Annotated in this window: 9 protein-coding genes; 4 read left to right on the forward strand and 5 right to left on the reverse strand. The window is 55.6% G+C overall.

Annotation, left to right across the window (positions count from 1 at the left end):
- Positions 1 to 3: 3 nt before the first annotated feature.
- Positions 4 to 1,704: an apolipoprotein N-acyltransferase gene (gene lnt, locus KDL09_RS06540; RefSeq protein WP_294382921.1), complete on the reverse strand. Its 1,701-nt coding sequence runs from the start codon at positions 1,702 to 1,704 to the stop codon at positions 4 to 6.
- Positions 1,705 to 1,844: 140 nt separating this feature from the next.
- Here lnt and KDL09_RS06545 point away from each other — a divergent pair, with 140 nt between their 5' ends.
- From KDL09_RS06545 to KDL09_RS06555, 3 genes are all read left to right on the forward strand, one after another.
- Entirely contained in the window at positions 1,845 to 4,652 is a 2,808-nt protein-coding gene (locus tag KDL09_RS06545; RefSeq protein WP_294382924.1) for a PVC-type heme-binding CxxCH protein, read from the forward strand.
- Positions 4,653 to 4,701: 49 nt separating this feature from the next.
- Positions 4,702 to 6,123: a DUF1501 domain-containing protein gene (locus KDL09_RS06550; protein ID WP_294382926.1), complete on the forward strand. Its 1,422-nt coding sequence runs from the start codon at positions 4,702 to 4,704 to the stop codon at positions 6,121 to 6,123.
- 117 nt (positions 6,124 to 6,240) lie between these two features.
- On the forward strand, positions 6,241 to 6,711 hold the full coding sequence (locus KDL09_RS06555) for a redoxin domain-containing protein (RefSeq protein WP_294382928.1): 471 nt from the start codon (positions 6,241 to 6,243) through the stop codon (positions 6,709 to 6,711).
- Positions 6,712 to 6,790: 79 nt separating this feature from the next.
- Here the strand turns inward: KDL09_RS06555 and KDL09_RS06560 are convergent, their stop codons facing one another.
- The 3 genes from KDL09_RS06560 to KDL09_RS06570 form a co-directional block, all read right to left on the reverse strand.
- Positions 6,791 to 8,977: a polysaccharide biosynthesis tyrosine autokinase gene (locus KDL09_RS06560; protein ID WP_294382929.1), complete on the reverse strand. Its 2,187-nt coding sequence runs from the start codon at positions 8,975 to 8,977 to the stop codon at positions 6,791 to 6,793.
- A 215-nt stretch (positions 8,978 to 9,192) separates the two neighbouring features.
- Complete coding sequence (locus tag KDL09_RS06565) at positions 9,193 to 9,918, reverse strand: polysaccharide biosynthesis/export family protein (RefSeq protein ID WP_294382931.1); 726 nt, start codon at positions 9,916 to 9,918, stop codon at positions 9,193 to 9,195.
- A gap of 101 nt (positions 9,919 to 10,019) precedes the next feature.
- Complete coding sequence (locus KDL09_RS06570; RefSeq protein WP_294382934.1) at positions 10,020 to 11,717, reverse strand: hypothetical protein; 1,698 nt, start codon at positions 11,715 to 11,717, stop codon at positions 10,020 to 10,022.
- Between the two features lie 535 nt (positions 11,718 to 12,252).
- Here KDL09_RS06570 and KDL09_RS06575 point away from each other — a divergent pair.
- Positions 12,253 to 12,675, forward strand: a complete 423-nt coding sequence (locus tag KDL09_RS06575; RefSeq protein ID WP_294382935.1) for a deoxycytidylate deaminase — start codon at positions 12,253 to 12,255, stop codon at positions 12,673 to 12,675.
- Between the two features lie 17 nt (positions 12,676 to 12,692).
- On the opposite strand, the gene KDL09_RS06580 is transcribed toward KDL09_RS06575, so the two are convergent.
- Positions 12,693 to 13,814: a Gfo/Idh/MocA family oxidoreductase gene (locus KDL09_RS06580; protein ID WP_294382938.1), complete on the reverse strand. Its 1,122-nt coding sequence runs from the start codon at positions 13,812 to 13,814 to the stop codon at positions 12,693 to 12,695.
- Positions 13,815 to 13,834 lie beyond the last annotated feature (20 nt).

Genomic DNA, 13,834 nt, shown 5'->3' on the forward strand with positions numbered 1-13,834 from the left:
TCACTACACCATGCAACCGTTGCTGCGCTTCTGCCAGATCCCTGTCACCACGCACAGGACAAGCACTGAAATGGCAAACCAATCGCCAAAGCGTGCATAAAGCGTCATCGTGGGATGGCGCGGCACTTTGACCTCACCAGGCAGTGTGCCTTCTAAGAAAGAGCTTCCGGTGTCAGGATCGGTCAGCTTCGAGGTAATGCGGCCGTGGGTGTCGATGAAGCAGCTCACCCCGGTGTTCGTTGCTCGCACCATGGGGCGGCGCAGTTCAATGGCTCGAAAGAGCGCATTGGTCAGATGCACTTCTGGCTCCACGCTTTCCAAAAACCACCCATCATTGCTCAGGTTCACGATCATCTGCGGCGCGTCGCGCACGAACCTCCGCGCCACACGCCCCACCGTGTCTTCAAAGCATATGAGCGGAATGAGCTGCACCTGCGGCTGCTCCAGCAGCAGCGGTTCGGTGCTTGTTCCTGGAACGAAATCACCCGGCAGCACGCCGCGCAAAAATGAAAACGGTGGGATGTCGCGCAGCGGGAGGTATTCACCAAAGGGAACGAGATGCACCTTGTGATGTTCCTGCCGGTGATTCGCATTCCCACGAAACAACACGGCAGAAACGTGCCCTCGATCATCACTTTCATAAATCTCCGTGCCGGTGAGCAGGTTGAAATCACCTGAATGCAGCAGGTCGTCAAAGTAACGCTCGTGCCATCCTTCGGGAAGCTGATGGCCCCTATCGTAGAGATTCACCGGCAGCGCACTCTCAGGCCAGATGACGAGATCGGTGGAGCTTTTACCGTCTTTGGCAGACGCATAGAGACGTGTGAACTGATCAAGACGTCGATAGACCTGCTCTGCGAGCCGACCCGTCCATGCGTCCACCTGCGCCACATTCGGCTGCACAAGCACGGTGCGCACGATGATATCGTCCCCGCCTTTCTCAGTCAGTTTCAGCATGCCATAGCCCGCGGTGACGAGCATGAGAATCAAAGCGACCGTGAAGTCGAGCCGAGTCTTGCATGTCCCTTCCCCGCGATAGGCATGAATCAGACGCGTGAGTGTGTTCCAAGCCGTGCAAGCCGCAAACACGGGAAGAAAGGACAAGCCCATCACGCCAACGAGATCCGCGGCCTGAATGAGCGGCAGATTGCGATGCATCGCCACACCAAGGCCATTCCAGCCGAAACCGGTGAACACCGTCGTGCTGCGCAGCCATTCACACGCCACCCACGCCGCAGCAGCAAGAAACGCACACGCCAGCGAGTGAAGCGTACTCGGCCACCATGCGTCCTTGGTCAGCGTCGTCACGCTCGGTCGTGCGAAGCGATGCGTGAACCAGGACCACAGGCCAAAGTACACCGCGCAATAACCGGACAGCCCGATCACTGCTCCGAATCCCATCAACTCCGGCCCCAATCCCACCCAAGAGTCATCGTATGCTCCACCCAGGGCCACACGCGACGAATGCCGCACCCAGCTCAAATTCGGAATAAAGAAGGCCAGTCCCGTCAGGTAGCCACGCCAGAACGGACGCATCTTCACGCCTTCGACATCTTTCCATGGCCACAACACCGCGAGCAACGGAAAGAGCCACAGCCAGACCGCGAGATCGGAGTTCCAACGCGGGAAGGCAAAGACCAAAATGCCTCCGCTGAGCAGCGGAGCGATGAGCATGAACAGGCATAGTTTTTTCAAGTCGGTCACGGTTGCGGATGATGGCGTCATTCGCCCATTTGCAAAACGATAAGGGGCAAAATCATCGCGGCCGATTTCCCCCAAAAGTTGTCAGCACATGGCTCTCGCCAAACAGCGTTGTTTGAGGCGAAACTCCCACACCACCGACCATGAAGACATTCTTCTTTGCTCTCCTTGCCGCCGTTTCGGCCCACGCCGCGCCGACCGGCCCCATCCGCGTGCTTTACCTCGATCCCGCGGGCAAAGAGCAAACCGCCGTCGGCCCGCTGCACGCCGCCATGCGTGATCTCGGCCGCGATGCGATCTGGTTTGATTACGCCAAGGAAGAACTGCCTTCTGAAAACTACGATCTCGTCGTCAAAGCCGGCAGCGATCTGAGCAAAGACGCCATCCTTTCCAAACTCTCCGCCGAACGCAAAGCCGACTACGAAGCCTTCCTCAAGCAACGCGAACCCGAGGAGCGCAAGAAGCACCCGCAGGTGGCCAATTACGAGAAGCGCCCCGAACCGCTGACGCTGCAACTCCCGATGAGCGTCAAAGCCAGCATGGAGCGCACGCAGGTGCCGGCGGATTGCGAGTTGAAGCTCTTCGCGTCGGAGCCGGACATCGCGAAGCCCATCGCGTTCGCCTGGGATGAGCGCGGTCGTTGCTGGGTCGTCGAGACGCGCGACTACCCGCATGGCATCAAGGAGAACGGCGAAGGCGAGGACAGCATCAAAATCTGCGAGGACACCGATGGCGACGGCAAGGCCGACAAGTTCACCGTCTTCGCCGACAAACTCAATCTCCCGACCGGCATCGTCTTTGCCCGCAAAGGCATCATCGTGGCCGCACCGCCGAAGTTCATCTACCTCGAAGACACGGACGGCGATGACAAGGCCGACAAGCGCGAGACGATCATCGACTGCTGGGGCATCCGCGACACGCATGCGCAGGCAAGCAACCTGCACTACGGCTTCGACAACTGGATCTACGGCTGCGTCGGTTACTCCGGCATCGAAGGCTACGTCGGCGGCAAGAAGTATCAGTTCAGCATGGGAACGTATCGCTTCAAACCGGACGGCAGTGCGTTGGAGTTCCTGCATCAGTTCACCAACAACGCGTGGGCGCACAGCACGAACGACGCAGGTGATCAATTCGGTGGCACGGCGAATGGCGCGCCCATCTTCTTCGGCGGCATACCCGCCACCGCCTATCCCGAAGGCTCACGCGGCATGACCGCGAAGAAGATCAACGTGGTCGATACCTGCCACACCATCACGCCCAACTTCCGCCAGGTGGACGTCTTCGGTGGCTACACCGCCGCCGCAGGCTCGAACTTCATCTACAGCGACGCGCTGCCAAAGCGTTTCCAAGGCAAGGCGATGATCTGCGAGCCCACGATGAAGGTTGTCTCTCTCTTCGATGTCGTTCCCGACGGCGCAGGCTGGAAGGCGCTCGACTTCATGAACATCTACGCGAGCAGCGACGAGTGGAACAGCCCCGTGCATGCCGAAGTCGGCCCAGACGGTGCCGTGTGGGTGGCCGATTTCCAAAATTTCATCATCCAGCACAACCCCACGCCCAGCATGGAACGTGGTGGCTTTGTCGGCACCACAGGCGTCGGTGGCGCGCATGAGAATGACCTGCGGGATCACAGCCGGGGAAGGATTTACCGGATTGTAGCGAAAGGAGACAAAGTGAAAGCCTCCAAATATGATCTTAGGCAAAGCAATCCTTTTGGACCTGTAGCAGCAATGAAGGACAAAAACGTGTTCTGGCGACTTACCGCACAACGATTGGTTGTCGATCAACCATGGCGTTCTGGTGGAGGCGTCCAGATGCTGTTGGATCAAAGCTCTGATGCAACTGCTGCGATCCATGCGCTTTGGGCTCTTAATGGACTTGGCATTGTCGACACGAAAACCCACCAAGCCGCCCTCATCTCCAAAGACGCCAAACTCCGCCGCAACGCGATCCGCGCTCTTGGCAGTGACAAGGACGCGCAGGATTTGTTCTTTGGCTCCGGCGTCATCTCCGATCCCGATCTTCACACACGTCTCGCCGCTTTCGTAAAGCTCGCGGACTTTCCGACGACGCCGGAGATCCAGACGCTCGTCAAAAAGCTCGCCGCCTATCCTGTTGTAAAGAACGACGAGTGGCTGGCCGAGGCGGCGAAGATGCTCGGCAAGAAACACAAAGCGCTGAATTTCAAAGAAGGTCCGAATCTGCTGCCGAATCCCGGTTTTGAACAACCCATCGGCGACACCTGGAAGCACCGAGACTACGGCAACCGGCCCGGCAATGCTGCTGCACAGTGGGGCTTTGTCACCGATCCGAAGATGGTCCACAGCGGCAAACGCGCCATGCGCTGCATCACCCGCGACGACGCGGACACGAGCTACTTTGCTGATGTGCTGCTCAAGCCGAACACCGAATACCGACTCAGCGCCTGGATCAAAACGCACGCCTTCCGCGGCAAGGCCAGCCTCAACGACCACGTCGGCCGCGCCGAAACCTCACCGAAACTCAATCGCGATCAGGACTGGACCGAAGTGGAGGTCATCTTCAACAGCAAGGACCGCCCGAAGGCCAGCATCAACCTCCTCCACGTCGGCAAGGGCGATGTCTATTTCGACGACGTGAAGCTTTGCGAACTCATCGTCGAGAACGACGACGATCCTTCCAAGCTCGTCGGCGATGCCAAACGCGGTGAGAAGATCTTCTGGGAGCATCCCGTGGCCGCCTGCAAAAACTGCCACATGCTCAAAGGCCAGGGCAGCGCTGTCGGCCCGGCGCTCGACGGCATCGCGGGCCGCAAAGACGAGGCCTACATCCTCGAAAGCCTCATCAATCCGAACGCCAAGCTCGCCGAAGGCTACACCGCCACGCCAATCAGCCCCATGCCGCCGATGAACCTCATGCTGAAGCCCCAGGAGTTCGCGGATGTGAAGGCTTTTATCTTGAGCTTGAAGTGAGAGCCCGGGCTGAAAGTCCAAGCCACCACGGGCGTATCTTGGCCGTCGCATGTCCTTCACCTCGTCAACACACCGCTGCGGCGGCCCGATTTCACGTCGCAGCTTTCTGCAAATGGGCACACTTGGGCTCAGCGGTTGGTCTTTGAGCGACACGCTGCGCGCGGAAACGATCGCGAAAACTGCGGGACGCAAACTGAAGGACAAGTCGGTGATCTTTGTGTGGCTGCCGGGCGGCATGTCCCAGCTCGAGAGCTATGACATGAAACCAAATGCGCCGGTCGAGTACCGCGGCGTGCTGAATCCGATCCGCACGAATGTGCCCGGCACGCACATCTGCGAGTTGTTTCCGAAGCAGGCGAAGATCGCGGACAAGTTCAACATCATCCGCAGCGTGCACCACGAGTTCTCGGACCACGGCGGCGGGCACAAGCGTTTCATGACCGGGCGCAACCCTGCCCTGCCGGTCGGATTTGTAAATGACGCTCCCTCGGTGCAGTCGATCATCAGCCGCAAGCTCCAGCGCTCCGGACAGGCCATGCCGACCTGCGTCGCGGGTGTGGATCGCGGCCGCAGTGGCATCGATGTGTTTTCAATGGGCGCAGCCTACCTTGGCCCGTCAGCGTCGCCGTTCATGGTCGTCGGCGATCCGAGTGCGAAGGATTTCAAAGTCGAAAACATCGGTCTCACACCCGACATGGAATCAAGGATGGATGACCGCATGCATCTGCTGAAGGGCATGGACAATCTGAAGCGTGAGATGGATCGTAGCGGTCTTATGGAGGCGATGGACAGCTTCAGCCAGCGCGCCTTTGGCATGCTGACCACTCCGCAGGTGCGCGACGCCTTCGATCTGACCAAGGAACCCATCAAAGTGCGCGAGCGCTATGGCTACAGCACCTACGGCCAGCGCGGCCTCATGGCGCGCCGTCTTGTCGAAGCCGGTTGTCGATTCGTCACGATGGTTTGGGAAAACCCTTTCTCGACGAAGATTCCGAAGAACTGCACCTACAACTGGGACAGCCATGCGGTGAACTGCGACATGTATGCGGACGCCCGCTGGCGCATGCCCGTTTATGATCAGGCGACCTCGGCTTTGATCGAAGACATCCACCAACGCGGTCTCGACAAGGACGTGCTGGTCATCATCACCGGTGAATTCGGTCGCACACCGAAGATCAACACGCAGATCGGCACCCAAACCGGCGTGAGCCAGCCTGGTCGAGACCATTGGCCGAGCGCGATGTCATTCATCGTCACCGGTGGAGGCATGCAAACCGGCCAGATCATCGGCGCGACGAATCCGCGCGCGGAGTTCCCCATCGAACGCCCGATGAGTCCGAATGACCTGTGGGCAACGGTGTACCAGCACCTCGGCATCGATCCGAACGACACCTTTGACGATTTCCAAGGCCGCCCGATGCCGATCCTGCCCTTTGGCGAGCCGATTCGCGAGTTGATGCCACTGGCGTGAGCATCCGAGGCATCCTGCCAGGGGACGGTAACGTTAGATTGACCTGCAGGTCAGTCTGGTCTTGGTAGCGTTAACTCCAGGCCACCGGCCTGAACGCAACCCACACCCACCACCCTTATGGCACTCTCAGTTGGCTCCAAAGCCCCCACCTTCACCCTCAAATCCAAGAATGCCTCCGGCCTCAGCGAGGTCTCGCTCCCGGCTGGCAAGAACACGGTTCTTCTCTTCTTCCCGCTCGCCTTCACCGGCGTCTGCACGCAGGAACTTTGCGACATCACCGCCGGACTCAGTTCGTACAGCGATCTGAACGCCGAAGTCATCGGCATAAGCGTGGACAGTCCCTTCGCGCAGGAAGCTTGGGCGCAGAAGGAAAAGATCGGCATCACGCTGGTCAGCGACCTCAACAAGGAAACCACCAAGGCCTATGACGTCGTGTTCCCCGGCCTGGCCGGCATCGGCGACACCTCCGCACGTGCTGCCTTCGTGATCGACAAAGACGGCGTCATTCAATACGCCGAGCAAACCGCCACTCCGAAGGACCTGCCAAACTTCGAAGCGGTGAAAGCCGTGCTCGCCAAACTGGCTTGATCGCCGACTAACCTATTAAAAAAGGCGCGGGAGAAAACTCCCGCGCCTTTTTTGATGAGTTCGATTCCTACACTGAGGATCAGGACTTCGCCGCCGCCGGTTCCTGCGGCTGCGGATTGGTCTTCGCCGGAGCGTAGTAGTAGCTGGCGTAGTTGTAATAGGTGTACTCTTTCAGGTTCGAGCTGGAGCGGTTGAGGATCACCCCGCCTATGTTCACCTGACGTTCGTAGAGCAGGTCCAGCGCCTTGCCGGAAAGACGCGCCATGGTGGAAGACATGCGCACCACAAAGAGCACCGTGTCGAGCTTCGGCGCAAAGCTGGCTGTGTCATCGGCCACCAGCACCGGCGCGCTGTCGAAGATGACATAATCGTATTCTTCGCCCATCTCGCGAAGCATCTCCTCAGCCGTTTTTGACAGCAGCATCTCGGATGTCTGATCGAAAACATCGCCACGAGCGAGCAGGTCGAGATTCCGTGTGCTGGTCTCCTGCACGGCATCACGCCAGTGCAGCTTGCCACGCAGGGCCTCGCTCAAGCCCGGGGAGGACGGCAGTTTGAAGAGTTCACTGACACCACCGCGGCGAAGGTCGCAGTCGGCGAGCAACACACGCGCCCCGGCAAGCGCCATTGTGACGGCGAGATTGGAGGTCACGGTGGTCTTGCCCTCATTGGGCACCGCACTGGTAATTAGAATGGTCTTTGGCGGCTTGCCCTGCCAGTTCTTGAAGAGAATGGAAGAACGCACATTGCGGAAAGCCTCCGCATAGAGGTGGCGGTCATCATTCGGGCGCAGAAGAGCAACATCTCCACGATTCCTCTGTTCGGGAACTTGTCCAAGGACAGCCTCACCGGGGAAGAGGGCCTGGAACTCGCTGAAGGAATTCATTCGATCATCCAATCGATCGAACAAGAGCAGGATTACAATACCGGCTCCAACGCCGGCGATGAGTCCGATCACAATCGGCATCACCCAGTCTTCTACATTCTCAGATGCAGGTGTGGCGCGCTCCTGAATGGCCACATAGTCAGCCTGGGAATTGAACACGCTTTGAATCTGCTCCACTTTTTCAAACAGTTTCTCGTAAGCCAGCTTTGCAGTCTCTGCCGCCTTCTCCAGTTTTTGATCCTCGGCAATTTTGCTTCCCAAATCGAGAGCCTCCTTCTGTTTCTCGACGATCTGCGCATCCAGCACTTGTACCCGGCGCTGAATATCCCCCATTTGAGAGTGCATCTCCTGTTGGATTTGATCTGCGTAGGATTGCAACAGAGCCTTATGAGTTGCGAGTTCCTCGGTAACATCCTGAACCATGGGATGCTGTTCCTTGAACTGGATGAGAAGCGAATTGAGCTTGGTCGTCAATTCAGTGATCTTCGACTTGGTGCGCAGATAATCTTGTTCTGCCATCGTCATACCGCGATTTCCAGGGGAAGTTTCCGACTTAACACTGGATGGCTGTGTCGAATCCATCGCTTTACTACCCGCCGGCGTTGGAGAAGCCCCTGTGCTGAGCATTCGTTCCCGTGCCTCCATCGCTGCATTCACATTGGCGATCGCCAATTTCAACTCCTCAAGCGTTGTGCGCTGACTCTCACGTTGGGCTTGCAGGTTGTTTAGAAAGGTGGCCGCCGCATTATTACCATTGGTAATCGTGATGATATTGTTGGCCATCCTAAACTTGGTGAGGCGATCCAAGCTTTCCTCCATCACCTTTTGCTTTGTCACCACCTCCTGAAGGAACTGCTGAAGGACCTTGCCTTGCGCCTGCTCACGAATGCTTTGCCGGAAAGCAATGAATTCATCGAGCAGGGAGTCCAGAAAGATCTTGGTGTATTTGGGCTCTGAACCCGTCGCAAGAATATTGAAAATGGCCGACCCCTTGGTCTGAGCGACACGAATTTCCACATCAGAATCCTTCACATCAGGATTCAAGGCCCTAACGCGCTCTAGCGCACGCCGCTTCATCTCGGCGCTTTCAACGGTCTCGATAATGGTTCCATAGAAGTCCGCCTGCTGCTCACGCCATGTGACGCTGTCATTGAAGACCATCTGCCCCCCCGCCACAAGTTTGGCGAGAGAACGGAACTCCTGAGGACGCCCAGTGATACGCAAAGCCTGAACACACACACCAATGCTCGCGGTCAGCAGTAAGAACCACCAACGACGACGCAACAATATCTTATAGCGTTGAAATTTGGCCGAAGCCTCATGAATACGGCTCAGGGTGCTTGATTGCGCCTGTCCAGGAAGATTGAGATTCTGTTCCATGATTGGGGGTGGGGGATCCAAGATACCAACGTATCACCGAGAGTCCCTAACTGGGTGGTGCCTTCCGAGGTAAATTTCGAACTCATAAATTCACCCAAAACGGCAGTTATGCCATTGGATTTATCCGTCGATCCACGTGTTCGATTTTAGTTTTCTACGACATACAATTAGTTGGCCTCGTTTTGAGGCCATCGGAAGAGGCTCATGAACAACTGTCAAAAATTCACGGTCTTCTCTTCCACAATAATGACATCATCTTTCCTGATAAAAATGTCTCTCTCCAAATCCCCCTGCCGCATGATTCCATCGACATTGACCAGAATGGTTTTGTTACCCTGAGGCGTTTTACGAATAATTTTTACCTTTTCCTTATTGGCAAACTGGGCAAACCCCCCTGCCCGGAGGATGGCTTGACTGATGGAAATGTCCTCGTTGGAGGGAAGATCGTATTTCCCCTGCCTCACCACGATGCCAAACATTACATAAAACTCGAGATCCACCTCTCTCTCTCGAATTTGATCCGCCGGATTGAGCGTGTCGATTGCGATTACTACAGTCGCGTGCTTGAAGAAGTTTTTCTCCAACTCACGTTTAATTGTGAACGCCAGATCCCGACAAGTTTTTCCTCTGGCATTCACCAAACCCACATACGGTGCTTGCACCTCTCCTGTCACCGCCACCGTTTGCTGCAGGGCTTCACGTCGATCCTCCAAAATACGAATACTGATGGTGTCGCCAGCCGATATGGGCCGGTTATTGTCCAACACATCCATTGAGGTCAACACCGCAGCTCCTGCATTCACCGAGCCAGTTGGAGTTGCTGCAGCCTGCCTGACAGCACGTGATGGCTCAGGAACCCGAAAGCCTGGATCCTGAGCCTTGGGAATCCCTTGGAAGGCTAGTGTAACCGCAAGGGACAAAAATAGGTTTCTTTTTATCATAAATGAAATTGAGTGTATCACGTCATTTGAGACGAGATGACCTGACGTTGTTCAATCGCTTCCTTCAGCACTCAAGATAAGACCTATCCCGCAACCTTCCGTTAGAAATTATAGTTGAAGCCTAGAATCACCCGTGATTGCGCAGAATCTGCGACAGCTGCTCTGGTATCAGTCAGGAAGTACCTATAACCAAGGTTGATACCCGCTTTGGGCGAGAGCGTATAGTTCAAATCAAATGAAAACCCATGCTGGTCATTATCTCGCCCAGCGATAGTTGCGTAATCAGCACGACCAAAGTGGTAACCCGCCCCCATACGAAGCTTTGAAGTCAACTGGTGGGTGTAGTAGAAATCGATGCCAAATTGCGTGAGATTCGTACCAGTTCCGGGGAACGCCAAGTTGACAAAAGAAGGTTGGGAACGTTCGAAGTAGCCTGAGAGTGAAAAACGCCCGCCTTTCCAAGCAATCATCGAAAGACCATAATTGACGAAGTCTGAGGTCACAAAATTCGAAGCCAGATTGATGGCCGACTCGTGACCCACGGTAAGCGTATGACTGAAGCGAGCATTGAGTTGGTTTGTAATGCTAAAGTTATAATAGTAACTATTGAGGTCTGAATTATCCCCTGGGCCAATCGGAGCAAAAACGGTCGGAGATTTAAAGTCGAAAACCTGCAGACCACCTGAAAGCTTAACAATCGTGGACTTACCTAGCGGCACACTGACAAAAAGTCCCCAGTTGAACATAGTGGCGTCATTCAATGTCGGCTGATCATAACTCAAAATGGATACCCCACCTTCCGTGCCCAGAATCCATGTTGCTGCTGGACTGTAAGTAAGTGAAGCATGCAGCGAATTCATGGTGCGATTGAATTGCCCATTGTTTTGCCCCAATGCCTTTGAATACGTGTTAGTGTAGTTCAGAGCAAGCGCCCATGAAGAGTTGATCTGCCAGTTCGCCGCGATGCCGGCATCATTGTTAAACACACCAAAACTGTTGTTGTTTGCCGCTCCAACGAACGCATTATTTGTGGCGGGACGAACTGAAATACGGTCGTAAATAGTAATATATACAGGACCTGCCTTGATATCAAATGCCAACGTGCTTCCTGGAAGAATGTTAAGCAAGTAGTTGCCGTTGCCATAAGCAGCCAACTCCGGATGGTTAAAATAGTGGTCCACTCCAATGCCGGCTGTAAGACTCAGCACGTTATTCCTTGTGAGGCGATAGTTGGCACTAACATTGAGCAAAGTGCTGCTGATGAAGTCTGAGACTGCGATAGGAGACCGCCTCACGTTACTATTGTACTCAAATCCTTGGTAGAGCCCCAATCCAATATTAACAGGTCCCAGCATCAAATTGCGCTTGCCAGAGAGAAATGGGTCCGATGTGTAGGTTGGCGCAAAGTAACTCAACGCCTGAGAATATTGTCCAGAGTAACTGGTGTAGTCCCCAACAGAGCGAGCAGCAAAAGCTGAACTGCCACTTCTCACAGACGGCTGGGAAATCTCACGATCAGAACGCAACAACTGCTGGAGACTTTGGAAACCCTCTTGGTCCTCTTGGCTCACATAAGCCCCTTTCTCATAATCATATACAACGTCACCACTGCGCGCGGCCTGCGCAGTCTTTTTCATCTGGCTAGTGCGATTGCGAAAATCGTTGAAAAAGTTGCTGGTCTGCGAAGGAGAAACACCAAATTGGGCCACCGCAACTTTAGGAACCATACAAGCGACGGTCACAGCGGTAACCAAGAAAGTAGAACTGATGGAAACGAATCGGGAGTAGTTAATCAGCATGACGGGAGAGGTTGGGACGAGAATTAACCATGATACAAGCAATTTTCCCAGCCTTTGTCCATATCAAAATTATCCCGCTTTTGACACACTCGTGCTTTGATTTTCAAATGTCTGCCGACTTTCGTCAAAAAACCGACATTTCCCCTCCTTAAGAAAAACAAAAGTCGGACCTCTTTTTTCGCCGACGTGATCTGGCAATCCAAAGTCCAGCTCCAGCTGAATCTCCCGCGATGATGCGCTATCCCATGGCCTACGGGGAGCATCTGTGACAGGCACTGCCGTTATGAGGTTGCGTAGTCTGCTAAAAAGTCTCAGGATCGGATCCTGTCTTGAGTTTGAGGCGGCCATGATGTTCAACAATTCGTCAAAGGCCCTTAATAACTGTTCATTAAAACATGTTCAATTGATTTTATTGGATCTGCGACGAAACCTTGTCCCCGTTCCTTGACGTGGCAGGACTCAGAGCTCATGTGCTCTGATGCCAGATGACATTCATCCATCAACGAACTCGCGACTTACCATTCCCGAGTATGCCATGGCTCTTGCACATGTTGCCAGCCTACGTTCCGAGGATCCGTTTCGCAAAGTCGGGGCAGTCGCTATTGATATGGACAACCGGGTGATCGGGACGGCCTACAACGGACTCGCCCCAGGCTATAACGCTGATCCAGATTTCTGGGCTGACCGGGATGCACGACGTAAATACATGCTGCATGCCGAAGTGAACCTATGCAGCCTGTTCACACGTGGAAACGTCCGACTCGTCGCCTGCACCACAAAGCCCTGCACCAGTTGCATGCAGATGCTCTGCGCCTATGGCGTCAAAGAAGTGTATTTCCGTGACGACTACCCTGAGTCCGAGGCGGATGCCATCGCCGCCCGCTACGGCATCCCGCTGCTTCAACTCGCAGACTACCCACAGATCATCTCAACGGGTGACAGCGGGAAGCAGACCTAGCAATTGAGCAGCGCGGCTCAAAGTTCCTTCACGATCCCCAACTTGTGTGACTCGAGCGCGGCGGCAAAGATCTCTTGGGTCTCCACCGCCTCCTCCACTGTGGCGCAGCCGCACCTTCCTGCCAGCAGGCCCTCACGTTCCATCAAGTAGGCCGCCCACATCTGCTGAATCATGTCCGGAAAGCCGGGCTCAAAAATCCCGCCGGTGACCGTCTTGAACGGCATGCCGAAGCCGAGATCTGTCTTCTTCCAGAACTGCTCCTTGCCATTCTCGAAGATCCACAGCGTCTTGGGCTCCTTCGTGCTGAAACGCACACCTCCCTCGGTGCCGAGCACCTCGATAAACCACGTGTTGGTCTCTCCCGGTGCCATGCGCTTCATCTCAAGGCGCAGCGGCACATCGTGCTCGCCGATACGCGTCCAGCAGCTCAACAGGGCGTTGTCCCAAGTGTCGCACTCCGCCATGCCTCCCCTGCCATCTGGCCGCTGGGGGTAGCCCTTCTGAAGCTGTGCAAACATACGCTGGGGACGCCATCCCAAACGCAGCGGGATATGACAGGCGTGCATGCCCAGATCCCCCAACACACCGATATCTCCGCAGGTCGCCGACTTCCGCTTCCAGTTCGCCGCCTTCGTCGCGTCAAGATCACTGCTGTGATGGAATCCGGAAACAACTTCTAGCACGCGTCCCAATCTGCCCTCCCTCACATGCTGCATGACTCGTTGAGCTCCAGGCAGGAAGGGAAACTCCGAACTGCAGCGCACAAAGCGTCCCGAAGCCGACACCGCATCGGAAATCCGCTTCGCCGAAGACAGGTCGATACCAAACGGCTTCTCGGCAAACAAGTCCTTCCCCGCTGCCAGCACGTCGCAGTAGATCTTCTCGTGCAGGTTGTGCGGCACAGCCACATAGACCACGTCCACCGCAGGATTCGCCAGCAGCTCGTGATAATCGCCGGTGATCTGGGTGCATGAAGGAATCCGCAGGAACCAGTTCCTCACGTCTTCCACCAAATCCGCCACGGCCACCAGCTCAGGTTGAACCGCAACATCCATCAGCGCGCACCAGCGTGCGAACGCACTCGCCATTTCCCGGCCCATGAGGCCGCCGCCGATGATGCCGATCCCGATCTTCTTCATGTATGCGTGCGTGAGGTTGG

This window comes from Prosthecobacter sp., assembly GCF_020439865.1.
GTDB lineage: Bacteria > Verrucomicrobiota > Verrucomicrobiia > Verrucomicrobiales > Verrucomicrobiaceae > Prosthecobacter.